The sequence below is a fragment of the Ciceribacter sp. L1K23 genome, from assembly GCF_018122705.1.
Classification (GTDB): Bacteria; Pseudomonadota; Alphaproteobacteria; order Rhizobiales; family Rhizobiaceae; genus Allorhizobium.
In genome coordinates, this window is sequence record NZ_JAGRRC010000001.1 from 3,116,810 (window position 1) to 3,139,488 (window position 22,679).

At 60.4% G+C, this 22,679-nt stretch carries 29 protein-coding genes; 6 read left to right on the forward strand and 23 right to left on the reverse strand.

Annotation, left to right across the window (positions count from 1 at the left end; translation table 11 throughout):
- Positions 1-3: 3 nt before the first annotated feature.
- From fliP to J5J10_RS15090, 14 genes are all read right to left on the reverse strand, one after another.
- Complete coding sequence (gene fliP / locus J5J10_RS15025; RefSeq protein WP_208547911.1) at positions 4-738, reverse strand: flagellar type III secretion system pore protein FliP; 735 nt, start codon at positions 736-738, stop codon at positions 4-6.
- Positions 735-1,247, reverse strand: a complete 513-nt coding sequence (locus J5J10_RS15030; RefSeq protein WP_208547912.1) for a flagellar basal body-associated FliL family protein — start codon at positions 1,245-1,247, stop codon at positions 735-737. The genes fliP and J5J10_RS15030 overlap by 4 nt, the downstream gene beginning before the upstream one ends.
- 45 nt (positions 1,248-1,292) lie before the next feature.
- Positions 1,293-2,012, reverse strand: a complete 720-nt coding sequence (gene flgH, locus J5J10_RS15035) for a flagellar basal body L-ring protein FlgH (protein ID WP_208547913.1) — start codon at positions 2,010-2,012, stop codon at positions 1,293-1,295.
- Positions 2,009-2,482 carry a MotE family protein gene (locus J5J10_RS15040; RefSeq protein WP_246745881.1) on the reverse strand — a complete coding sequence of 158 codons (474 nt, stop codon included), beginning with the start codon at positions 2,480-2,482 and terminating at the stop codon, positions 2,009-2,011. Before J5J10_RS15040 ends, flgH begins: the two co-directional genes overlap by 4 nt.
- An 80-nt stretch (positions 2,483-2,562) precedes the next feature.
- Positions 2,563-3,693, reverse strand: coding sequence for a flagellar basal body P-ring protein FlgI (locus tag J5J10_RS15045; RefSeq protein WP_211930489.1), 1,131 nt, complete (start codon positions 3,691-3,693; stop codon positions 2,563-2,565).
- On the reverse strand, positions 3,690-4,175 hold the full coding sequence (gene flgA, locus J5J10_RS15050) for a flagellar basal body P-ring formation chaperone FlgA (RefSeq protein WP_208547916.1): 486 nt from the start codon (positions 4,173-4,175) through the stop codon (positions 3,690-3,692). The genes J5J10_RS15045 and flgA overlap by 4 nt, the downstream gene beginning before the upstream one ends.
- A 20-nt stretch (positions 4,176-4,195) precedes the next feature.
- A complete protein-coding gene (gene flgG, locus J5J10_RS15055; RefSeq protein ID WP_208547917.1) occupies positions 4,196-4,984 on the reverse strand; it encodes a flagellar basal-body rod protein FlgG in 789 nt (262 codons plus the stop codon).
- Positions 4,985-5,002: 18 nt separating this feature from the next.
- On the reverse strand, positions 5,003-5,341 hold the full coding sequence (locus J5J10_RS15060; RefSeq protein WP_211930490.1) for a flagellar hook-basal body complex protein FliE: 339 nt from the start codon (positions 5,339-5,341) through the stop codon (positions 5,003-5,005).
- A complete protein-coding gene (gene flgC, locus J5J10_RS15065; protein ID WP_208547919.1) occupies positions 5,338-5,757 on the reverse strand; it encodes a flagellar basal body rod protein FlgC in 420 nt (139 codons plus the stop codon). The genes J5J10_RS15060 and flgC overlap by 4 nt, the downstream gene beginning before the upstream one ends.
- Positions 5,758-5,761: 4 nt before the next feature.
- Positions 5,762-6,151 (reverse strand): flagellar basal body rod protein FlgB, encoded by a 390-nt coding sequence (gene flgB / locus J5J10_RS15070; RefSeq protein WP_211930491.1) that lies wholly within the window; start codon positions 6,149-6,151, stop codon positions 5,762-5,764.
- A gap of 86 nt (positions 6,152-6,237) precedes the next feature.
- On the reverse strand, positions 6,238-6,795 hold the full coding sequence (locus J5J10_RS15075; protein WP_208547921.1) for a flagellar protein: 558 nt from the start codon (positions 6,793-6,795) through the stop codon (positions 6,238-6,240).
- Positions 6,796-6,797: 2 nt separating this feature from the next.
- Positions 6,798-8,192: a flagellar protein export ATPase FliI gene (gene fliI / locus J5J10_RS15080; protein WP_208547922.1), complete on the reverse strand. Its 1,395-nt coding sequence runs from the start codon at positions 8,190-8,192 to the stop codon at positions 6,798-6,800.
- Between the two features lie 22 nt (positions 8,193-8,214).
- Positions 8,215-8,949 carry a flagellar basal-body rod protein FlgF gene (gene flgF / locus J5J10_RS15085; protein WP_208547923.1) on the reverse strand — a complete coding sequence of 245 codons (735 nt, stop codon included), beginning with the start codon at positions 8,947-8,949 and terminating at the stop codon, positions 8,215-8,217.
- A 1-nt stretch (position 8,950) separates the two neighbouring features.
- Entirely contained in the window at positions 8,951-9,730 is a 780-nt protein-coding gene (locus tag J5J10_RS15090; RefSeq protein WP_208547924.1) for a DUF1217 domain-containing protein, read from the reverse strand.
- Between the two features lie 176 nt (positions 9,731-9,906).
- Here J5J10_RS15090 and motA point away from each other — a divergent pair, with 176 nt between their 5' ends.
- From motA to J5J10_RS15120, 6 genes are all read left to right on the forward strand, one after another.
- Positions 9,907-10,779: a flagellar motor stator protein MotA gene (gene motA, locus J5J10_RS15095; protein WP_208547925.1), complete on the forward strand. Its 873-nt coding sequence runs from the start codon at positions 9,907-9,909 to the stop codon at positions 10,777-10,779.
- Positions 10,776-11,732: a FliM/FliN family flagellar motor switch protein gene (locus tag J5J10_RS15100; protein ID WP_211930492.1), complete on the forward strand. Its 957-nt coding sequence runs from the start codon at positions 10,776-10,778 to the stop codon at positions 11,730-11,732. Before motA ends, J5J10_RS15100 begins: the two co-directional genes overlap by 4 nt.
- A gap of 66 nt (positions 11,733-11,798) precedes the next feature.
- Complete coding sequence (gene fliN / locus J5J10_RS15105) at positions 11,799-12,410, forward strand: flagellar motor switch protein FliN (RefSeq protein ID WP_211930493.1); 612 nt, start codon at positions 11,799-11,801, stop codon at positions 12,408-12,410.
- 27 nt (positions 12,411-12,437) lie between these two features.
- Positions 12,438-13,475 (forward strand): flagellar motor switch protein FliG, encoded by a 1,038-nt coding sequence (gene fliG, locus J5J10_RS15110; protein ID WP_211930494.1) that lies wholly within the window; start codon positions 12,438-12,440, stop codon positions 13,473-13,475.
- Between the two features lie 166 nt (positions 13,476-13,641).
- Positions 13,642-14,733, forward strand: a complete 1,092-nt coding sequence (gene flhB, locus J5J10_RS15115) for a flagellar biosynthesis protein FlhB (RefSeq protein WP_208547929.1) — start codon at positions 13,642-13,644, stop codon at positions 14,731-14,733.
- Complete coding sequence (locus J5J10_RS15120; RefSeq protein WP_208547930.1) at positions 14,730-15,170, forward strand: hypothetical protein; 441 nt, start codon at positions 14,730-14,732, stop codon at positions 15,168-15,170. Before flhB ends, J5J10_RS15120 begins: the two co-directional genes overlap by 4 nt.
- Before the next feature lie 38 nt (positions 15,171-15,208).
- On the opposite strand, the gene J5J10_RS15125 is transcribed toward J5J10_RS15120, so the two are convergent.
- From J5J10_RS15125 to J5J10_RS15165, 9 genes are all read right to left on the reverse strand, one after another.
- Positions 15,209-15,916 (reverse strand): helix-turn-helix transcriptional regulator, encoded by a 708-nt coding sequence (locus tag J5J10_RS15125; RefSeq protein WP_246745882.1) that lies wholly within the window; start codon positions 15,914-15,916, stop codon positions 15,209-15,211.
- 57 nt (positions 15,917-15,973) lie between these two features.
- On the reverse strand, positions 15,974-16,642 hold the full coding sequence (locus J5J10_RS15130) for a helix-turn-helix transcriptional regulator (protein WP_246745883.1): 669 nt from the start codon (positions 16,640-16,642) through the stop codon (positions 15,974-15,976).
- A 466-nt stretch (positions 16,643-17,108) separates the two neighbouring features.
- Positions 17,109-18,800, reverse strand: a complete 1,692-nt coding sequence (fliF, locus tag J5J10_RS15135) for a flagellar basal-body MS-ring/collar protein FliF (protein WP_208547933.1) — start codon at positions 18,798-18,800, stop codon at positions 17,109-17,111.
- A 118-nt stretch (positions 18,801-18,918) separates the two neighbouring features.
- Complete coding sequence (locus J5J10_RS15140) at positions 18,919-19,248, reverse strand: hypothetical protein (protein WP_246745884.1); 330 nt, start codon at positions 19,246-19,248, stop codon at positions 18,919-18,921.
- Positions 19,249-19,318: 70 nt separating this feature from the next.
- On the reverse strand, positions 19,319-19,873 hold the full coding sequence (gene cheD / locus J5J10_RS15145) for a chemoreceptor glutamine deamidase CheD (protein ID WP_208547935.1): 555 nt from the start codon (positions 19,871-19,873) through the stop codon (positions 19,319-19,321).
- The gene (locus J5J10_RS15150; RefSeq protein ID WP_208547936.1) at positions 19,870-20,259 is read right to left on the reverse strand and encodes a response regulator; all 390 of its coding nucleotides are present in this window, start codon (positions 20,257-20,259) and stop codon (positions 19,870-19,872) included. The genes cheD and J5J10_RS15150 overlap by 4 nt, the downstream gene beginning before the upstream one ends.
- Positions 20,259-21,311, reverse strand: coding sequence for a chemotaxis response regulator protein-glutamate methylesterase (gene cheB / locus J5J10_RS15155; RefSeq protein ID WP_208547937.1), 1,053 nt, complete (start codon positions 21,309-21,311; stop codon positions 20,259-20,261). The genes J5J10_RS15150 and cheB overlap by 1 nt, the downstream gene beginning before the upstream one ends.
- Positions 21,308-22,213, reverse strand: a complete 906-nt coding sequence (gene cheR, locus J5J10_RS15160; RefSeq protein ID WP_211930495.1) for a protein-glutamate O-methyltransferase CheR — start codon at positions 22,211-22,213, stop codon at positions 21,308-21,310. Before cheR ends, cheB begins: the two co-directional genes overlap by 4 nt.
- The gene (locus J5J10_RS15165) at positions 22,210-22,677 is read right to left on the reverse strand and encodes a chemotaxis protein CheW (RefSeq protein WP_208547939.1); all 468 of its coding nucleotides are present in this window, start codon (positions 22,675-22,677) and stop codon (positions 22,210-22,212) included. Before J5J10_RS15165 ends, cheR begins: the two co-directional genes overlap by 4 nt.
- Between the last annotated feature and the right edge of the window lie 2 nt (positions 22,678-22,679).

Genomic DNA, 22,679 nt, shown 5'->3' on the forward strand with positions numbered 1-22,679 from the left:
TTGTCAGGCGAAGGATCGCACCAGGCTTCCGACCATCAGGTTCCAGCCATCGATCAGCACGAAGAACAGGACCTTGAAGGGAAGCGAAATCGATGTCGGCGGTAGCATCATCATACCCATGGCCATGGTGATTGTTGCGACAATCAGGTCGATGACCAGGAACGGCAGGATGACGAGGAAGCCGATCTCGAAGCCGCGGCGGATTTCCGACAGCATGAAGGCAGGGATCAGGACGCGGTAGTCGACACGGCCCTCGGTGATCGTCGTCTGGCCGCGTTCGTTGGCGATATCGACGAAGAGGGCGAGATCCTTGTCGCGGGTATTCGCCTGCATGAAGGTGCGGAACGGCTCGGCGATGCGCTGGATGGCCTCCGCCTCGGTGATCTGATTGTCGAGCAGCGGTTGGGCGCCATCGCTCCAGGCCCGGTCCATGGTAGGCGCCATGACGTAGAAGGTCATGAACAGCGCCAGGCTGACCAGGATCATGTTGGACGGCGTGGTCGCAAGTCCCATGCCGGAGCGCAGGATCGAAAAGGCGATGATGAAGCGCGGAAAGCTCGTCACCATGATCAGGATGCCGGGGGCGACCGAAAGAACGGTCAGCAATCCGAAGGTACGGATAATCCAGGCCGCGACCGAGCCGTCGATCGGCTCGTTGAAGATGTTGGGGAGTTGCTGAGCGTGCGCAAGCTCCGGTACCGCCATCATGACGGCGAAGAGAAATAGGAATCGAATCATTCGATCACGAAGGTCCTGAACATCACCTTCGTTACTCGTCCTTCGGAGCGGAGGTCAACACGCTCCTGGATGTCATCCTTCAAATATTGAAAGCCACGCGGCCCCTCGACCTGCTGGAGGGAGACGGTGCGCAGATAGGCGAGGATATCCTGGTGGATGCTCTCGGCGATAACGACGTCAGGAGCGCCCTTGAACAGCAGAGCAACCTCGAGACGAATCCAGTTTTCGGACGGATAGGCGAGATTGGTAGTGATGGGCTCGAGCTGAACGATACCGTTCGCCTCGGTGGCGACGTGTGGCAGGCCTTCTTCTTCCTTGCCCCCGCCGTGACCTCCCGCCGCCTCGGCAGCTTTCTTCGCCTCGTCCTCGGCGACCTGCACCTTCGGCGCGATCATGCCGCCCACGACCCAGCCGCCACCGGCGCCCAGCAGCGTGAGGATCGCGATGGCCACGATCATCATGACCATCGGAGATGTCTTTTTCTTCTGTTCGGTTTCCTCGGCTTCCATGTCCGGCTTTCCTGGCGTGGCGCTCTGCCCTTGAACCCGCCCTCCTTAGAAGGGCGAGTAGATGTCGACGACCTGCTGGCCGATCGGCGGCTGCTGAACTTCGGTCAGGCGGCCACGGCCGCCGTAGGAGATGCGGGCCTCGGCGATGCGCTCGTAGGAGATCGTGTTGTCGGCATCGACATCCTGCGGCCGAACGATACCGGCGACGTTGAGGATGCGGATTTCGTGGTTGACGCGAACCTCCTGCGAACCGCTGATCAAGAGATTGCCGTTTTCCAGCACACCGGTGACGACGGCCGCGACCAGGAGCGTCAGCTTCTCGGACCGTTCTGTCTTGCCCTTGCCCTTGGAACTCGTATCGGAGTCCGACCCGAGATCGCCGGTGGAGCCGGCATCCGTCGAGAAGCCCAGGAAGTTCTGGACATTGAGGCCCCATTTAAGGCCTGTCGAATTGGTACGGCTGCGATCGGTCGCGTTTTCGAACGAGGCCTTGTCGTTGATCTGAATGTTGACGGTGAGGATGTCGCCGACATTCAGCGCCCGCGCGTCCTTGAAGAGCGCCGACTGACTGTCGCTCCACAGCGAGTAGCCGCGCGCCACCTGCTGGGGCTGCTTAGGGTAGAGTGCCATCTGCGGCGTCTGGCTATAGCGCAGACCGCTGCCGATCGGGCTCATCGCCGGCGCGTTGCCGATTTCCTTGACCGTCTGGCTTTGGCAACCCGCCAGGACTACGAGAGCCAGAACGGCCGGAATACGAGTGTTCATGTCGGGTCCTTCGATGTGGTGGGGTCACCGGCGCTCGACATGATCGAGGCGACCGTGGCGGCCTTTGTCGGCTCCATTTCAGCGAGGATGAGGCTCGACTGACGCGGAGGAAGTTTCATGATGATGGCGGCGGCCAGGATTGCATCGGTTTCCTGGAGCTGCGGCGCGGCGGCGTCCGCCGGCATCTTCTTGTAGATTTCCACCAGCTGGCCCTCGGCCTGCTTCATGAAATCGTTGCGGCGTTTCAGCCAGTCCTCGTATTCGGCTTTCCGCTCCTCAAGCACGGCAATACGGCTGTCGACACCGGCCTGGAGCTGCTCCAGCTCCTGCTTCTGCAGGAGGTAGCGCTGATCGCGGGCCGGATCGGCGATCGATGTGCAGAACTTCTGGATTTCTTCCTGCGTGACCGCATCAAGGACCGACGGCTGCGGCACGGCGGCTTCCTGGGAAACCGCCACGGCCGGAGCCATGGTCCAAGCGACGCCGATAAGCAGACTGGAAACGACGGCATAACCGAGGGGACGGATGGACTTCAGACGATGTGCTGCGATCATTGCAGGACGAGCTCCGCTTGAAGGGCGCCGGCCGACTTGATCCCCTGGAGGATCGCGATGATGCCGTCGGGCTTGACGCCGATATTGTTGAGGCCGGCGACGAGGGTGCGCAGATCCGGCCCCTCGACGATGGCGACGTTGCCGCCTTCCTTCTGGGCGAGAATATCGGTCTGCGGCTGGATCGCCGTCTGGCCGCGCGAGAACGGCTCAGGCTGGATGACTTGCGGGGTTTCCGTGACCTGGACGGTCAGCGTGCCGTAGCTCACCGCAACCTTGGCGACGCGGACATCGGCGCCGATGACGATGGTACCGGTCCGTTCGTTGATGACCACCTTGGCCGGCGTGTCCGTTTCGACAACGAGGTTTTCGATATCGGCCATCAGGCGCGCAAGATCCGCGGTCCTCGGCTTTTCGACGACGACTTCCTGCGAATCGCGCGCCTCTGCGATCGGTGCGCCATAGTTGGCGCGCGCATAGGCGTTGATCGTATCGGCAATGCCTATTGCGGTGGTAAAGTCCGGGTTGCGGAGCTGCAAGACGAGGTTGATGGCGTCCTTGAACTTGGACGGCAGTTCGCGCTCGACGATTGCGCCGTTTGGTACTCGGCCAGCCGTCGTGACACCTTCGGTCACAGATGCTGCCTGACCCTGTGCACTGAAGCCGGAGACGATGATCGACCCTTGCGCGACGGCGTAGATCTGGCCGTCTGCGCCGGACAGCGAGGTCATGATCAGCGTGCCGCCGCGCAGCGAAGTCGCGTCGCCCAGCGAGCTTACCGTTGCGTCGATACGACTGCCAGGGCTCGCAAAAGGCGGCAGGTTGGCCGTGACCATGACGGCGGCGGTGTTCTTGGCATTCGACTGGCCGCCCTGGGTCGAGATGCCGAGGTTCTGCAGCATGGCGCGCATGGATTGTTCGGTGAACGGCGAGGCGCGAAGGCTGTCGCCGGTTCCCTGCAGGCCGACGATCAAGCCGTACCCGATCAGCTGGTTGTCGCGGCCGGATTGCAGCGAGGCGATGTCCTTGATGCGCGACGTGCCGCCGGCGGCGCCTGCCGGCAGCGGCGCAAGCCCGAGCGCGAGCGCGAGCGTGTGCAGAAGCACAAGTGCGAAACGGAAGACTCTCATCGTGCAATCACCTGAACAGTACCGTCAGCCATGACCGTGCCTGTGACGATCACACCCGAGTCGAGATTTCTGACCTTGATCACATCGCCTATTGCCGCGTCCTGCAGCGGCGAGCCGGCGGCGGAAATCATCATGTTGCCGATTGCGAAGGTGAGCCGGAGATTTGTGCCGCGCTTGACCGCAAAGGGTTCGCGCAGCGCCGAAACGGGAATCGTGCGGCCGGGCAGAAGCGTGCGCTTCGTCACCATGCCGATGACCTGAGTCATCGAATCGGCATAACCGCCGGCGAGGTTCGGATTGGTGATTTCCACCTCCTCGACCTGTGTCGGCGAAATTTCCTCGCCGGGATAGATGATGGCGGTGGGCACGACGGCATAGCGGACCTGAGCGGTGGCCGTTGCCACCGATCCGAGGAGCAGCATGGCGACAGCGATCAATGCCGCCGCGATCCGTTCATCGATCCATTTGCGGTAAAACGTCATGTTCGACCACCTCCATTGTCTTACTTCAGGTTTTTGCTGACGATCTGGGCCATTTCGTCGGCAGTGGTGATGACCTTCGAATTCATCTCGTAGGCGCGCTGCGCGGAGATGAGGTCGGTGATTTCCTTCACCGCGTCGACGTTGGACGCTTCGAGATAGCCCTGCTTGATGTAGCCGAAGCCCGGATCTTCCGGCGCCGCGACGATCGGCTCGCCCGATGCGGCGGTCTCAGCGAACAGGTTGTCGCCGAGCGGCTTGAGGCCGGCCTCGTTGACGAAGTTGGCGATCGTGAGCTGGCCGAGTTCGGTGAAGTCGGTATCGTTACCCAGGCGAGCCGATACCGTGCCGGTACGGCTGATGGATATCTCGCTCGCGTCATCGGGGACGATGATGCCGGGGACGACCGCATAACCGTCGATCGTCACAAGCTGGCCGTCCGGCCCCTTGTTGAAGGCGCCGGCACGGCTGTAGAGCGTCGTGCCGTCGGGCGACTGGATCTGGAACCAACCGCGACCGATCAGGGCCACATCCAGTTCGTTTGTCGTCTGGGTCAGTTCGCCCTGACTGTGGATGTTTCGGACAGCCGAGGTCTGTACGCCGAGACCGATATTGGCGCCTTCCGGCACGATCGCCTGGTTTGCGCGGTTCGGCACGCCCTGGGCGCGCTCGGTCTGGTAGAGAAGGTCGGCGAACTCGGCACGCGCGCGCTTGTAGCCCGTCGTGTTGATGTTGGCGATGTTGTTGGCGATGACCTCAAGATTGGTCTGCTGGGCGTCCATACCCGTGGCGGCGATAGCAAGCGCTCTCATTTTACGTCCTCAGCTCAGTCAGATCTGCATCTTGGTGATTTCGAGATAGGCGTTCACGATCTTGTCGCGGAACGCGATGGCGGTTTGCAGCGACTGTTCCGCTGCGAGCACGGCGTCAACGACCTCGCGGGTGTTGGCGGTGCCCTTGATACCTTCGAAAGACATGAACTCGGCCTGCTTGACGTTGTTCATGGCGTCCGTCGCCATGTCGCCGAGAACCTGGGCAAAGCTCCCGCCCGTCTGCATTCCAGGCGTGACGGACGGCGTCAGGCTCGTCGTCGTCGACATGTCGTCGGTAATCGAGCCGAGACCACCCGTCAGCGAGAGAGAACTTACGTTCTGAACAGTATCAATCATTGAGAGGCCTTCAGAAGGTTGATGGTCGCGGAGATCAGTTCGCGCGTCTGCTTGACGGTCTGGAGATTGGCTTCGAAGTTGCGATTGGCCTCGCGCATGTCCGCCATCTCGATCAGCATGTTGACGTTCGGCATCTTGACGATGCCACGCTCGTCGGCCGCCGGGCTGCTCGGGTCGTATTCCTCGATGAAGTCGGAGTCGTCGACGCCGAGCTTCTTGACGTCGACCAGTTCGGCACCCGTCAATTTATCAACCTCGGCGCCGAACGTGATCGTCTTGCGCCGATAGGGATCGGCACCTGGCGTGTCGCCGGTCGAACGAGCGTTGGCGATGTTTTCCGAGACGATACGCAGGCGGGTGGACTGGGCCTCCATGCCGCTGCCGGCGATCTTGAGGGACGCTGCCAAAGAATCCATGATCTTACCTCTTTACCGTCATCAACATCATGCGATGGAAGGATGAGACGAGATTGGTGTTGAGTTCGAACTGACGCTTGATCTCGCCGGTCTTGGAGAGTTCTGCCGAGAGGGAGACGGTGTTGCCGGACTCCTGGACGCCGATCTCATTGTTGAGGTCGGCCTCCTCGACATTCACGTCGCCCTTGCTGCCGAGTGCGGCCATGTGGGCGGGATGCGTCCTCGCCATCGCGCTGGTGCTCGTGGAATCGAGAACGGCGCTGAACGGCGTGATCTCCTTCGCGCGATACTTCGGCGTTGCGGCGTTGGCGATGTTGCCGGCAACCACCTCCTGGCGGATGCTCAGCCATTCAGCCTGCCTGGAGGCCAGGGAAAAAAGCTGGATGGGATTCATAGGTTTCTCCAATCGTTCTGGCTGAAACCTAGGCCGTTAATCTTGCGTGGGACTTACCCAGCACGGCGCCGCGATGCGGCGCCTTATCAGTTCTCGTAGATAGCACCGGTGGAGGTGACAATAACCCATTTGCCGTCACGCATTTCGAGCGTCGCGACCTTGCTGTTGTCCGGTAGAACCGATCCGACGCGCACCATGAACATGCCCGAATCGTCCTCGATGAGCGCGCGGCCATTGGCTACGTGAAGCAGCCTGAAACCGCTGCGACCCGGAAATGGTTGGGCGCTCGCCGCCGGGGAATCGACCGCCGTCTTTTCCTCTCCGAGGTTGGAGACGGTGGCCGTCGTTACGGCATCCACGCCCGTACCGTCCTCGGACACGGCTCCATCGTCGTCCTTGTCAACCATGGCGAGCGGCGAAACACTGAAGACGTTGCGGGCGGGTCCCTCCGGCAGATCGCGCGTCCTCTCCCAGGCCGCGACGCGCACGCCGAACTTTTCCTCGTTGAAGAAAACATACCACGGGAATACTGCCGCCGCGCATGCCAAGGCGATGCCCGCGCCCGCGAGCAACTTGTCGATTACCGGTGACGCGTTCGGCTGCCGATGCGTTGATTCGACCTGGACGGTTTCGGATTCGGTCATTGCTACCCCCTCGGTTTTGCCGCGACAGGCTGCCCCCCGGCAGCAGATTTCAGAGCATTGGCGAGATCGGCATAAGCGTCAGCCGTGGGCCGCTCGGACGGCAATTGTTTCAGCACTTCGTAAACAACCGGTACCTGCTTGATCGCCATATCGAGATCGGGATCACTGCCGGTCCTGTAACCGCCGATAAGACGCAGGTCACGGGTTTCCTCGAAACGGTGAATGAGCGTTTTCAGGCGACTGACCAGCTTTTCCTGCTCCGGAGTCCAGGCCTTGCGCGCCATACGGGAAATCGAGGCCAGCGGGTTAATCGGTGGATAGCGCCCTTCCTCGGCAAGACTGCGGTCAAGCACGATGTGACCATCAAGAATTCCGCGCGTCGAATCGGCGATCGGGTCGTTGTGGTTGTCGCCATCGACGAGAATCGAGATGATCGCGGTAATGGTGCCCTGGCCTTCCTCGCCGGGGCCGGCGCGCTCTAGAAGGCGTGGCAGTTCAGTGAACACAGAAGCCGGATAGCCGCGTGCGACCGGTGGTTCGCCGGCGGCCATGGCGACCTCGCGAATGGCGTGGGCAAAGCGCGTGATGCTGTCTGCGATGAAGAGAACGTTTTCTCCCTTGTCGCGGAAGTGTTCGGCGATGGTCATCGCCGACAGCGGCGCCATCTTGCGAAGCATCGGGCTTTCATCGCTCGTCGCGACGACCGCGATCGACTTCGACATGTTGTCGGCAAGCGTGTCCTCGATAAACTCACGGACTTCGCGACCGCGTTCGCCGACGAGGGCGATCACGACGCGGTCAAATGCATCGGCGCGGGCCAGCATTGATAGCAGCGTCGACTTGCCGACGCCGGAGCCGGCGAAGATGCCGAGGCGCTGACCAAGGCAGAGCGGCGAAAAGATGTCGATGGCGCGAACGCCGGTGCGAAAACCTTCGTCGACCCGGCGCCGGGCCATCGACGGAGGAGCGCTTGCGGAAATGGATCTGCGGACGTCGCCCGGCGCCAGCGGCCCCCTGCCATCGATGGGCTCGCCCAAGGCATTTATGGTGCGTCCGCACCAGCTTTCATTCGGAGCGATGCGAAACGCGCCCTTGCGTATAACCACGTCATGGATGCCAATCGGTTCGCCGGGCTCGATCGGACAGACATAGGCCGCGTCGGGCTCGACCCGAACGACCTCACCGAGATGAATGCCGGTTGCACTGCGGTGGGCGACAAATTCGCCGAGCCGGACATGGCGCGAGAGGCCTGTGACGGTGTAGTGGCCGGCCGCGATGGTGCGGACATGCCCCCCGTTTGTCACCGCATGCTCGGGCGCGGCATAGCGTTCGGCAAGGCCCACCAATTGGGTCAGCTTGCCAGTTACCGATACCGGCGGGGCATCAAGCTCGATCATGGTTCACTCCCGGAAACGCGGATCAGCTCGATCCGCCGAGCGTTCTGATCGCCTCGGACATCGTCCGCTCGCTCTCGGTGATCAGGGACGAGATGCTTTCGAAGGCACGGTTGACCTGAATGAGCTGGGTCATTTCACCGATGCCATTGACATTGGAATTCTCGATATAGCCCTGAAGAACGGAGATTTCGGCGTTATCGACAACCGGCTGCGGATCGTCGACCGTCGTCACGCCGCTGTTTTCGTAGCGCAAGAAGCCCTCACGGACATCGGCGGTGAAGAGACCGAGCTGCGCCACCTGGACGCCGTCCTGCATGATCATGCCGTCAGCGCCGACTTCCGGCGGTCCGCCAGCGCGATTGAGCTGTATCGGCGCGCCACCAGCATCGAGCACCGGATATCCCCGGGACGACACCAGCTGTCCGGTTTCCTGAATGGTAAAGCGGCCGTCGCGGGTCAACACCATGCCGACGGGCGTATCGATCGCAAACCATGCGTCACCCTTCACGGCGAAGTCGAGCGCATTGTTGGTCTGCTGCAGTTCACCCGAGCGGGTCGAGAGATAGTCGTTGCCCTGCGACACGAAGGCGATCTTGGCGTTCAGGTCGTTCTGCGTCTTGCTCAGAACCTCGTCGAACTTGACCTCGGTCGACCGGAAGCCGACCGTGTTGAGGTTGGCCATGTTGTCGGCGATGGTCGTCAGACGCCGTTCCAGCGCGATCTGCGAGGACAGGGAAACATACAATCCGGACTGCAACTTAGCTGCCTCCTAGCTTCAACGAATTAATGGAGATGAGCAGATCCGCGGAAATGCCGTGGCCGGCGGATGAGCCGAATACGGCGAGCGGATCGTAATTCTGCGACGGGTTCTTGAGCTCCCACATCGCGGTGAAGCGCTCCAGAAACTTGCCGACATATTCAGGATCCTGAAACTCCTCGATGCTCAGGCGCTTTTCGAGGTACTGCGCCTGCTTGTCGATGTCGGACGCAGCGATCTCGTCCGGCAGATCAAGCGCGACACGCGCCACTTCGGCCAAGGCATCGTCGGCAAGAATGTCGTAGCCGGACGTGATCTTCGAGGCGTTGCGCTCGAAGTAGAGCGCAAGCCGGACGCCGGTGTTGTCTTCACCGGCCTCCTCTTCGAGAGACTGGCGCATGTACATGTCGACCACGCCCTGCTGCGCCTTGGTAAAGGAAGTCGCAGCCTCGCCGAACGCTTCGAAGTTCAGCGTCTCGGCCAGGCCAGCATATCGGCTGTCGCTCAGCTGATTGGCGAAGGCGTCCTCACTTGAAACACCTTCCGTCAGGACCTTGCGGATCAGCGCCTTGGCATAGGCCATGTCTTCCAGACCATGGGCCTTCAAGGCGTAATTGTAGAGACGTGTATCGGCCATGAATTCGTCGACCGACTTGATCTCTCCGATACGCGACAAATAGTATTCCGTCTCGCGCGCGACATCCGGCTTCTGGGATATGCGCTCGATCGACTTGCCTATATTGCCGCTGATCTGCTGATAGCTGATATATGTTGTCGTCACGGCCTTCTGCCTCTTGATTGAAACAATCGGGCTTCCGTTATCGCTCTAAATGGCAGCAAAGGCTTGTGCGAAACTGTTTGTAGGTTCACAAACCATGAAGGGGAAAATCGACAGCCTCACGCAAGGAACTGTGCCTATCGTCCAGTCTGAGACTTAACGTTCTGGTTGGGCACGACATGAATATCATCATCGGATTTGTGATCACCGTAGGCTGCGTGTTGGGCGGCTTCATGGCCATGGGCGGCCATGTCGACGTTCTGGTCCAGCCCTTCGAGCTGGTCATTATCGGCGGCGCCGGGGTCGGCGCCTTCATCATGGGCAACCCGATGAAGGTGGTAAAGGATTCCGGCAAGGCAATCGGCGAGGCATTCAAACACGCTGTGCCCAAGGAACGCGCCTATCTGGACGTCCTTGGATGCCTTTACTCGCTGATGCGCGACCTTCGCACGAAGTCGCGTAACGAAATCGAAGCGCACATCGACAACCCGGACGAATCGCCGATCTTCCAGGCGGCGCCGTCGGTCCTGAAGAACAAGGAACTGACGTCTTTCATCTGTGACTACGTCCGCCTCATCATCATCGGCAATGCCCGCAGCCACGAAATAGAGGCGTTGATGGATGAGGAAATCAACACGATCCTCCATGACAAGATGAAGCCATACAACTCGATCCTGGCAATCGGCGATTCCTTCCCGGCCATCGGTATCATCGCGGCGGTTCTCGGCGTTATCAAAGCCATGGCGAAGATCAACGAGTCGCCGGAGGTGCTGGGCGGTCTCATCGGCGCCGCGCTTGTCGGCACGATGCTCGGCATCTTCCTGTCCTACTGCCTGTGCAACCCGCTGACCTCGCAAATCAAGATCGTCCGCACCAAGCAGCATCGCCTCTACATCATCGTCAAGCAGACGTTGCTCGCCTACATGAACGGCTCCGTGCCGCAGGTCGCGCTGGAGTATGGCCGCAAGACGATTTCGGCCTACGAACGTCCGTCGATCGACGCCGTCGAGCAGGAAATGATGAACCCCGGCGGTGAGAACAAGGCGGCATGAGCATGAGCGAAACCGAGACGCAATCCTCCCCCACCCCGACCATGGATCGCGCGCTGCTTGCCCGGTTGACCGGCGGCTTGGGCGACAGAAAGACGCTGGACCGCCTCTGCAGCGATGTCGGCCGGCTCTATGTCGAGTTCCTGCCAGACGTGATCCACAGCGAAACCGGCCTGACGGTGACCGTCTACTACAAGGGCCACGAATCCGGCCTCAAGAACGACCTGATCGCCGATTTGGGCGAGAATGTCGCCCTCAGCGATGCTTCGTTGCGCAACTGGTCGCCGAGTTTCGTGCTTGCTTGCGGCAACGCCTTCATCATCACGCTGATGGAAAACCTGCTCGGCGCCCTGTCGGGAACGATCGAGCAGCCGATCGAACGGCCGCTTTCCGGCATCGAACTCGATCTTTCCAGCATGGTGTTCGAGAAGATCGGCAGCGTATTGCGCTCGGGCGTCAACGCGCCGGGTGGATTCGAGACGCTTCTCGAAAAGGCCCACAACGCCGAGGACCGGCCGAAGCCGGACGAGGATCACGAGGACGAGTACGCCGTTGCGATCCGGATGGGTATCGACCTCGGCGAAGTCGTCTCCGAGTTCGTCCTGATCATTCCGCAGAAGGCGCTGCTGAAGACCGTCGTCACAATACCGCGTTCGAAAGGACAGGGCGGACGCAATTCCGAATGGTCGGAGCATCTGGCCGAGCAGGTACGACGCTCCCAGGTGACGCTCGAGGCGAGGATAAGGCTCCAGCCGCTCACGCTTGGCACCGTCTCGCGTCTGGCCGTCGGCGACGTCATCGCGTTCGAGGAACGTGGCGACGTCACGGTGGATGTCAGCGCCAACGGCAAGGACCTCTACAGGTGCGAGTTTGGACGGTCGGGCGAGAAATACACGGTTCGGGTCAAGGACAACGTCACGACCGACGACGACATCCTCCGCCATCTGATGGGATGAGCGGCAAAATCGCCGCTAGGGTACAACGGGCAGGTTGAGGCAAGTTTCAACAGGAATAATGATTTCATGGCTACGAAAAAGACATCTGTGACCGAAGAAGACGCGCTGGATTTTCCGGCGGCGACCGATGCCGATTTCGACCAGGCGGTCGGCGACCTTCGCGGCGTGCTGAAAGCCGACGAGGAGGGCGGACTGCCTGAACTCGGCGGTGACTTCAGCGCCGATTTCGGCGATTTTCCGGCGGCCGGCGGCGAAGCAGAGACAACGTCATCGTTCGATTCGGACTTTGGCGGCGGCGACTTCGGCGGTGGCGATCTCGGTTCCGACCTCGGCGGCGGCGCCGACTTCGGTGGCGACGATTTCGGCGGCGGTGCCTCCTTTGGTGATTCGTCGTCGAGCATGCAGGCTCCCGGCAGCGCACTGACGGCAAACCTCGACCTGATCATGGATATTCCGATCGAGGTTCAGATCGTGCTCGGCTCAAGCCGCATGCAGGTCTCGGGACTGATGAGTCTTGAGGAAGGCGCCATTATCGCGCTGGACAAGAAGATCGGGGAACCGGTCGAGATCATGGTGAACGGCCGCAAGATAGCTCGCGGCGAAATCACCGTGCTGGAAAATGACGACACCCGTTTCGGTGTCAAGCTGATTGAAGTATTGAGTACGAAGGCGCACTGACCCAGTTAGGGCCAGAGGGGAAAGACCATGATGGACTTTGACGACTTTGGTAGCACTGCGGTCGGCAAGCCGCTCTCCCAGGCAGACAAGGCGGCCGCCGTGCTGCTGGCCATGGGCAAGGGCGTTGCCGGCAAGCTGCTGAAGTATTTCACACAGGCCGAGTTGCAGACGATCATCGCCTCGGCCCAGACCCTGCGCGCCATTCCGCCGGACGAGCTGAACGAGCTCGTCAACGAATTCGAGGACCTGTTCACCGAAGGTGCGGGTCTCATGGACAATGCCCGGGCGATCGAGGCTATCCTTGAGGAAGGCCTGACCCCCGAGGAGGTCGACGGGCTGCTCGGCCGCCGTACCGCCTTCCAGGCCTTCGAGGCCTCCATCTGGGACCGCCTGCAGGACGCGGAGCCGGACTTCATCGCCCGCTACCTGATGCGTGAGCATCCACAGACTGTCGCGTATATCCTGTCGATGCTGCCCTCCGGCTTTGGTGCCAAGGTTCTGCTGAAGCTGCCCGAAAGCCGGCGCGCCGATATCATGAACAGGACCGTCAATCTGAAAAATGTCAGCCCCAAGGCGGCACAGATCATCGAGAACCGGATTCAGGACCTGATCGCGGAGATCGAGGCCGACAAGAACTCCACCGGCACCAACAAGGTGGCCGAACTGATGAACGAACTCGACAAGCCGCAGGTCGATACCCTGCTCGACTCGCTCGAATCGATCAGCAAGGAAGCCGTCAACAAGGTGCGTCCGAAGATCTTCCTGTTCGAGGACCTGCTGGCGATGCCGCAGCGCAGCCGCGTCATGCTGCTCAACGACATATCCGGCGAAATCCTCACGATGGCGTTGCGTGGCGCCAATGCCGAGATCCGCGAGATCGTCCTGTCCTCGATCAGCCCACGCTCGCGCCGCATGATCGAGGCCGATCTCGGCGCCGGCGCGACCGGTATCAATCCGCGCGAAATCGCGATCGCCCGCCGCGCCGTGGCGCAGGAAGCGATCAGGCTCGCCAATGCCGGGCAGATCCAGCTCAAGGAAACGGAAGGTGGCGAAGAGGCCGCCTGACACAAGCACCTTGTTGATAACCCGCACCATGAACTCCGGCCGATTGCGCGACAACGGCCGGAGTTATACGTTTTAGCAGCATCTGACTGAAACATACGTCCGTCGCAAAGACGGTCCTAAACCTGCGTATCGGCGCGCACGCACGCCCTAACGACGAGGCGATATCTTGGCCGACGACGAGGACAAAGAGAGTAAAACAGAAGACCCGACAGAGAAAAAACTGCGGGACGCGATCGAGAAGGGCAATGTACCGGTTTCTCGAGAGGTGGCGATTTTCGCTTCTTCGCTCGCCTTCTACCTCTATCTTGTGTTTTTTGTGCCCGACGGGGTGGCGCGCGTCGGCGAGACGCTGCGCGACCTCTTCGAACAACCTGACCAGTGGCACATCGCAACGGCTTCCGACGTGGTGTCGCTCTTCGTCCATCTCGGCTGGGCGTCTGCTTCCCTGCTCATTCCCGTCATGGCGCTTTTTATTTTCGCCGGACTCGTCTCCGCTTTCGCGCAGAACATGCCGCAGTTCGTGCTGGAGCGAATCAGACCGCAGGCCAACCGCATCTCGCTGATCAAGGGATGGAACAGGCTTTTCAGCGCCCAGGGGCTGGTGGAGTTCGGCAAATCGCTTTTCAAGATCATTATCGTGTCGGTCATCATGGTCGTGGTGATGCGCGACGACTATTTCGCGATCCTCGACGCGATGTTTTCGGAACCGGAGACTGTATTCACCCGAATCGACGTGCTCATGCGGCAGGCTATGCTCGTCATTCTTGCCGCCACAGCAGTTCTTGCCGCCGTGGACCTCTTTTGGACGAGGCACCATTGGTACAGCGAGTTGCGTATGACAAAGCAGGAGATCAAGGACGAATACAAACAGTCTCAGGGCGACCCGATCGTTAAGTCGCGCCAGAGATCGATCGCCCGCGACCGCGCGCGCCGGCGCATGATCAACAACGTGCCGAGAGCTACCCTGGTGATCACGAACCCGACGCACTATGCGGTCGCGCTACGCTATGTGCGGGAGGAAAACGACGCTCCGGTGGTGGTGGCCAAGGGCCAAGACCTCATCGCGCTTAAGATTCGTGAGATCGCGGGTCAGAACGGCATTCCGATTTTCGAAGATCCCCCGCTTGCACGATCCATGTTTGCGCAAGTCTCGGTGGATAGTGTCATCCCGTCAGTTTTCTACAAGGCCGTGGCGGAGCTCGTGCACCGGGTTTACGTCAAGCAGGCTCAGAAACAACGGGTACCCGGAAGAAAATGAAAAAAAGCCCCTATACCGACGAGCGGGAAAAGATTGTTGCACGCGCCATAAGCCCGGTTGCATCAGAGTTACGCCTGCTCGATGCGGCGGATTTGATCGCGCTGCTGCGATTCGAGTTCTACAGCAGCCTGTCCGATCTCGTGGCGTCAGCTGCCGAGCTCTATTTCCATCCGGGAACCGTGATCTTTGGAGCGGGCGGCGAATATCGGCTGGATTGGGGCGAGATGCCGGAGGTCTCGCTGGATCTGGAAATACGACCCAAGGACGTAACGATTTACGCCAAGCTCAGCCTGGGCGATCGGCAGGCCGGGCTTGAGATCAACCACATCGCCTTCGAAAAGCCCAGCGCCGACCCGCATGAAAACACGGCGTTTCTCGCACAGGCTCTCGAAGAGTCGCGCTTCATTAAACAGCATGGGTCGCCGGTTCACGGGTGAGCCGGTCCGTTCTTACGCGAAAAACACTCGATTAGTTGTCAGTGGATGTAGCCAAGGCGAATCGCCTTGGCTATCGCCTGTATGCGGTTCACCGAGTCGAGCTTTATCGTCGCCGAGCCGAGATAGGCATTCACCGTATGCACGGAAAGGCCGAGCTTTTCGGCGATCTCCTCGCTGATGCGCCCGTCACCGGCAAGCTGCAGACAGGCGATCTCCCGATCGCTAAGCGCATCGGAGGGGCTGAGCCGACGTTCCTCGAGCGCCAGCACCTCCATAACCAGCTTGCAGCAACGACCATGCGCGTCGAGGATCGCCTCGCCGGAAAGGTCGATCTCGAGATTGCTTGCAAAAATCACAACACCGTTTCCGACCGCGCCGAGACGCACCGGAAACGCAATGCCTGAATTGGGTAAAAGCCGCTGCTTCAACTGGATAACGAACGGCGCGAAATCGTAGACGTCGGCAAGCCCCTCGCCGTCCTGGGCGTTCCAAACCATCGGCAGAATCGACACATCGAGATGCTGCAGAAGCTGATCACCATAGGCGCCGACAAATGCAGCCGACCCACCCCCGACGACGGGATCCCAGTTTTCCATCTGCGTTTCCAGACGACGCTTGCCCGGCAGACTGGCGCCCGAAACCCTCAGGAAAGCAAAGCTGCGCGTATTTAGTGACTTCTGGATCGACAGGAACTTTGGAAAGACGTCCGACCTACTAACCGCATTGCGGATCTGGACCGCTGGCATTTCAAGCCGCCCTTTTTCCGTATGGTCGCCGGTGTAAGTCATGGTCGCGTCCCAGCCCTAAACGAGATTGTTGCGAACGGCGTAGGCAATCGCTTCCGATCGCGTCTTGGTCGCCGTCTTGCGCATCACGCTGGTGATGTAGTTGTTGATGGTGTTTCTCGAAATGCCGAGAATCATCGCGATCTCGTCGCTGGTCTTGCCCTCGGCGATCCAGTAGAGGCATTCGAGCTCGCGCTCGGTCAACTCGAATTCCCTGTCGGTCTTCTGGCCTCGGGAGGTCGACAGACTGACACAGTATCCCGCCAGCAGGCCGGTCTCGCGCAGCCGCTCGGGCGACAACACCACATCGGTCGGAAACAGCATCAGCAGGGCGAGCCGGGTTCGTCCCACGTTGAACGTCAACGAGCAGAAATGCCTGTCGATGTCGGACGGCACCTCGGCGTCATCCGGCAAGAGGGCAAACCGCGGGTGAAGGATCGACTGACACTTCTCGAATTCGGTGGTGCGGGCGTAATTTGCCGCCAGCTCGGACTCCACACGGCGCACCATATCAAAGGGCCAGTTGGAGCAGACAACGAAATCGAGACCGGCTTCCTGGACTAGGTCGTATCTGGCCAAAAGATAGAGTGATGCACCGACATACTCGGTGAGGATACGCAAGCCCGCCGCGACGTTGCCAGCGCCCGCCGCCAGCGAAAGCCGCGCGATCATCTGCTCGCGCGTCATGCCGTGGCCGAGAGTCCTTGTGCCGACCACGATGCCCGTGGCTTCTCCCGGCTGCTCCTTGCGATACCCCACTTCCATCGTGTTTCCCCCTCTCCGGGACGAAACGGCAAGCTTCGATCTCGTCGCGTGCCGTCGGAATGCCGCCATTTCCCGACCTGCAAGCTTCAATTCGATCATCGAATCACACAGGCATAGTAAGCCTTAAATTCGAAGGCGCGATAACCCGTTTTTTGGGAGTCCCCAGTTTTCACCCGTGAAGACAAGCAGAAGTGAAGTGAAACCGTCGTAGAACTTATGGCGACAGCAGTTGAAAACCCTGATTCTAAAGGGATGGGAGCCGGGGCAACGCAACACCATTGGGCTTTCAAATATGACAGATGGCTTTTACGAAACCCTCGCTGGATGCCAAAAGTAAAACGCGCCGCCCCGGGGGCGACGCGTTCTGTCTGTGCGGTATCTTTGCCGATCAAGCTGCCTTGTCGACTGCCCATTTGCGGAGGATCTTCGCGGCGCGTTCTTCGCTGATTTCGACCATGCGCGACAGACGACGCTCGGGGCCTTCCTTGACCCGACGATTGAAGCCGGAATTCGGATCGTCGCCGATGTTGAGAAGATCGTCGGTCGAATCGAACCCGAAGTCGGAGCCGAAACCGTCCATGAGCGATGCGCCTGCGTCGGCACCGCCGAGGGCGGGTGAGAAGTCCGGCAGTTCCAGGCCAGCAGCCTCTTCGGAACCGCCCGTGGCGATGCTGGAGCTGGTTCCGCCAACGGAGCGGACCATCGGACGGATGCCCATCCAGATGATCAGGAAGGCGACGGCGACGAAGGCCAGCGAGTTGATGATGCCACCGAGATTGCGGCTGAGGATTTCCGTGACGCTGGGGCCGGTCGCGCTTTCCTCGAGAAGCTGATTCTCCAGGAATTCCATGGCGGTCAGCGTGACTACGTCGCCGCGGTCAGTATCGAGACCGGCTGCGGAGGCGACAATCTTCTGCATCTCCGCGAGATAGGCGTCGATCTTGGCCTGGTCGACGGGCTCGCCGACCATCTTGGCGACACGGCCGCGATTGACCACGACGGCGACCGAAAGCTTCTCGACGGTATAGCCGTTCCTGACTGTCGCTACCGTCTTCGAATTGATCTCGTAGTTGGTCTGTTCTTCCTTCTTGTCGCTTTCGTCATTGGAGCTCGGACCGCCGGCGCCGCCCTGGACGTTACCCTGCGGCACATTCTGTTCCACGGTCGCGGCCGTATCCTGCAGGCTCTGCTGCGACTTCTGCGCTTCCTTGGTGATCCGGACCGAGCGTTCGACGCGCGACTCCGGATCGAAGATCGTTTCCTGGATCTGCTGCGTATCGGTGTTGAGGACTGCCGTGACGGATGAACGGAAGTTGTCCATGCCGAGGAAGGGCGCCAGGGCCTTGTCGATGTTGGTCTCGATCTCCTGCTGCACCGACTGTACGACGCCGAGGGACCGGCTTGCCGTGCCGCCTGCCTCGTCGCCAGATGCCAGCAACTGGCCCGTCGAATCAAGAATCGTCACGTCCTCGACGTCGAGGCCGGGAACCGAAGATGCGACCAGGTGCCGAATCGATGCGGCGGCCTTGCGGCCGGCCGTGGCGCTTGCCCGGATCATGACGGATGCTGTCGGCTTCTGTTCACCACGCCTGAAGTTTCCGACGTCGGGCATGACGATGTGAACCCGCGCAGCCGCGATGCCACTGATCTGCTGGATGGTGCGTGCAACTTCGCCTTCCAGCGCCCGGACGCGGGTGACTTCCTGCATGAACGAGGTCAGGCCGAGGGACCCGACATTGTCGAAGAGCTCGTAGCCGGCATTGGCGCTGTTCGGCAGACCGCGCTCAGCGAGCAGAAGGCGCGCCTTGGTGGTCATGCCGACGGGAACGCGAATGCTTTTCCCGTCCGTTCCGACCTCGAAATCAATGTTCGATTCGGCGAGTGCAATGGAAACCTGGTTCAGGTCGACGGTTTCGAGACCAACATAAAGCGTCTCAAAGGCGGGCTTGTTGACGTAGAACGCCCCCGCCAGAATCACTGCGATCGACAAGACAGCGACGCCGGCCAAGGCCATCAAACGCGCCTGCCCTAGCTCCGCCAGGTTCTTAAAGACCTGAACTAATTGATTTAACAGATTCATTCTGTCTCACACCGTCAAACGAAGGGTTCAAGGCTTTTTGCCCTTGCAGGGACAATAGAAGCCGAAACTTGTGCGAACGTTTCGTTTTGGTGAAAGACAGATGAAGTAGAGGGGACGATCAGAAGAAGTCGAAGTCGCCAGCGGCCTTCGTCAACGGCTGCGAATGCCCGTGCCTGATACCGGCGCCAAGAGCCTTCTGCATGTCGGCGAGCTTGACCAGGCTGAGCGCCGTGGAGACGTCGACCACCCAGTTGTCCGGGATGGTGCCGGTTATGGTGTCAATGAACTCTGCCAGGCCGCGCGCCTTCTGGACGGCAAGATCGATCCCCTGCATGACCTTGAGCGCATCGGGAGACTGAAGAATAGTCTCGCCGCCGAGTTCAAGAATCTGAGGTTCGATACGTTCGATCAAATACGCCACATCGTGCAACTCGGACACGACACGCATCAGCACTTCCGGCAACGTCTCATCCACGGTCGTGGTCTCCATACATACTCTGCGGCGTACCGCGTGATCGTTAAAAGAACTCGATCGAATCCTCGACCGGCTTGCTGACTGGTACCGGCTTCTGCTCGAGAGCGACGGTGCGCTGCGTTTCCGCTCCGGTGAGGGGATACTGGCGGGCGCGGCCGCTGACGGGCCAGAACTCCAGTTTGCGGCCATGCTCGCCACCCGTCGAGCCCCCGACAACATTGATGCCTTCATCGCGCAGAAACTGCATCGCAAAGGCCGCGTTCTGTTCGCCGACATTGGAGAAGGTCGCTATCGTCTTCGCACCGCCGAAGACCTTCGCCTCCAGCCGGTCGCGCCGCGCGCCCTGTTTCAACAAGCCGTTGATCAGAAGTTCCATCAGGTGAACGCCGTAGCGGGTCGCGTCCCCTCCCCCCGAACCGGGAGTAGCGGAACCCGGAAGGAGAAAGTGGTTCATGCCACCGACTCCGGCGACCGGATCGCGCAAGCAAGCGGCCACGCACGAACCGAGAATGGTGGAGAGGACCACGTTGGGGTCACTCACTACCTTGTATTCGCCTTGTATTATGTGGACCCGCTTTGCAGCGCTTTCCTCTATCATTTTAGGGCTCCGAATACCGCCTCGATGGCGGCCTTCATCTTTTCGATGGTAAACGGTTTTGCGAGAACGTTGTTCGCGCCGAGCTGCGCCGCCTTCTGGACCAGGGCGCGGTCACCCTGCGCGGTCAGGATGATGAACGCCGCTTTCTTGGTCGCCGGATTGGCGCGGACGTTCTGAAGGAAGACCAGGCCGTCCATCTTCGGCATGTTGAAGTCCGAGATGACCAGATGATGCGGCTGCGCAGCCATAATCTTCATGCCCTGCTCGCCGTCACCGGCAGCAGTGATCTGCTTGAAGCCAAGCTGGGTCAGAGCATCACTCAAGAGCAAACGACTGGTGACCTGATCGTCGACGATCAGAACTTTGATTTTTTCAGCTATAGACATTATTCGATACCTTCTTTTCGGGCGGTAAGTTTCAGGATCTCTTCGCCGATGGAACCAAGTGGCAACTGCTGCTCGACGGCACCCAACTCCTGGGCGACGCGAGGCATGCCATAAACCACGCAGGTTTTTTCATTTTGCCCAAGGGTGCGGGCACCTGCGTGCCGCATCTTGAGCAATCCTGCCGCTCCATCGCGGCCCATTCCGGTCAGTATCACCCCGACCGCGTTTCTGCCTGCCAGTTCGGCGACGGAATCGAAGAGCACATCCACCGACGGCCTGTGGCCATTGACAGGCGGACGTTCAACCAGACGGCAGCACGGCGCAGACGCGTTCACCACCTGAAGATGACGATCGCCGCCGGGCGCCAGATAGATTTTGCCGATCTCCAACCGAGCCCCATCCGTGGCTTCCTCCACCACCGGCGCGGACAAGCGATTCAGCCGCTCGGCAAAGCTCTTGGTAAAGGTTGGCGGCATATGCTGCGTGATCACCGTGGGAGGGCAATTGCGCGGAAACTTCTGCAACACCGTGATCAGCGCTTCCACGCCGCCGGTCGACGAACCGATTGCAACAATCTTACGACCGACGCGGAATTCGGCAGCGGGAGCCGCATTGGCGGCCGGCGGCGGCGATGCGGCGCGATGATGGCTGAAGCGCCACTGCGAACGGGCCGCGGCCTTCACCTTCTCGGCCAGATCGCCGAACGGATTGCGCTCTCCGGGGATGGGTTTGCTGACACAATCGAAGGCTCCGATTTCGAGTGCGGTCAGCGAGGCGTCGGCACCCTGGTGCGTCAGTGTCGACACCATGATCACCGGCATCGGACGCAGACGCATGATCTTCTCGAGAAACTCAAGGCCGTTCATGTTCGGCATCTCGATGTCGAGAGTGACGACGTCGGGATTGAGTTCCTTGATCGCGGCGCGCGCTTCCATTGCGTCACCGGCCTGACCGATGACGTTTACCTCGGGATCCTGACTGAGAACGGCCGTGATGAGGCCACGCATGGTCGGGCTGTCATCGACGACAAGAACGCGGGCGGGATTGCTCATGCCTTCCTGCCCCCCGTCTTGCCGATGTAGCGATAGGCGGTAATGCCAATATTATCGAAAAGGTTCTTCGATTCGCCGGAGACCCGTTCGGAATGGCCGATATAGAGGTGGCCTCCTTCCGCCAGAAGTCCGGCAAAGCGGGTCCAGATGCGCATCTGCGTCGGCTCGTCGAAATAGATCACGACGTTGCGGCAGAAGATCACGTCGAACGGTCCCTTCAACGGCCACTGGGCCATGAGATTGAGTTCGTTGTAGGTGATCAGCCTCTTCACCTTGTCGTCGATCTGGAACTTGCGACGGCCGTTGATGTCCACCTCGCGGAACCATTGCTTGCGCATGGCCGGGCTCACGGTTTCCAGAGCCTGCTCGTCGTAGGCCCCCTGACGGGCGACTGCCAGGATCTTCGGATCGATATCGGTCGCGAGAATCTTGAAATCATAGTCGGCGGCATTGGGCAGCGCCTGCAGCACCGTCAGCGCGATGGAATACGGCTCCTGACCGTCGGACGAGGCCGCCGACCAGATTCGAACACGCCCACCGCTCTTCGCGCGGCCGATCAGTTCGGGCAAAACCGCATCACGAAGATGCTCGAAGTGATGGTTTTCGCGGAAGAAGCGGGTGAAATTGGTCGTCAGGTGCGAGAGCATCTCGCGGCGTTCTGTGGCGCCTTCCGGAGAGGAGACGAGCGCGCAATACTCGCGGAAGCCGCGCAGGCCGAGGGCCCGGATGTGCTTAGACAGCCGTGAATAGACGAGCGAAGCCTTGGAATCGTTCAGCGCGATCCCGGCATCGGAGTAGATCATCGCGGCAATCTCGTTGAGGTCGCGCCGGGTCAGCGGGTACTCGCCGCTCGCCAGCACCTCGTCGTCATGCAGTCTCGATGTCGCCTGTAGCAGTGTCATGCAGCTTCACTTTCGGATTCGGGGAACAGTGCCCCCAGCTCAATCAAGCAGATCATCCGCTTGTCGATCGCGAGGATTCCGCGGGCGTATTGTTTCTCGAGGTCGGAAGAGACCTCGGGGGTCGGCTGTATGTCGTCGTCCGTGACGGTCAGGATGTCGGAAACCGCATCCACCAGAAGGCCGATGATGCGGTTCTTCACCTGTGCCACGATAATCACGTGCCTGGGTGTCGGGTCGGCCGGCTTCATGGCCAGTCGCTTGGCTAGATCGACGATCGGCAGCACCGCTCCGCGCAGGTTGATCACGCCCATGACGTAAGAGGGTGCGTGCGGCAGCGGCGTGGCCTGCGTCCAGCCACGAATCTCCCGCACTGACATGATGTTCACGCTGAACTCCTGGTCGCCGATCCGGAAGGCGATAATCTCCCGGCTCCCTTGACTCAGATTCTTGACGGCGTACGACATCG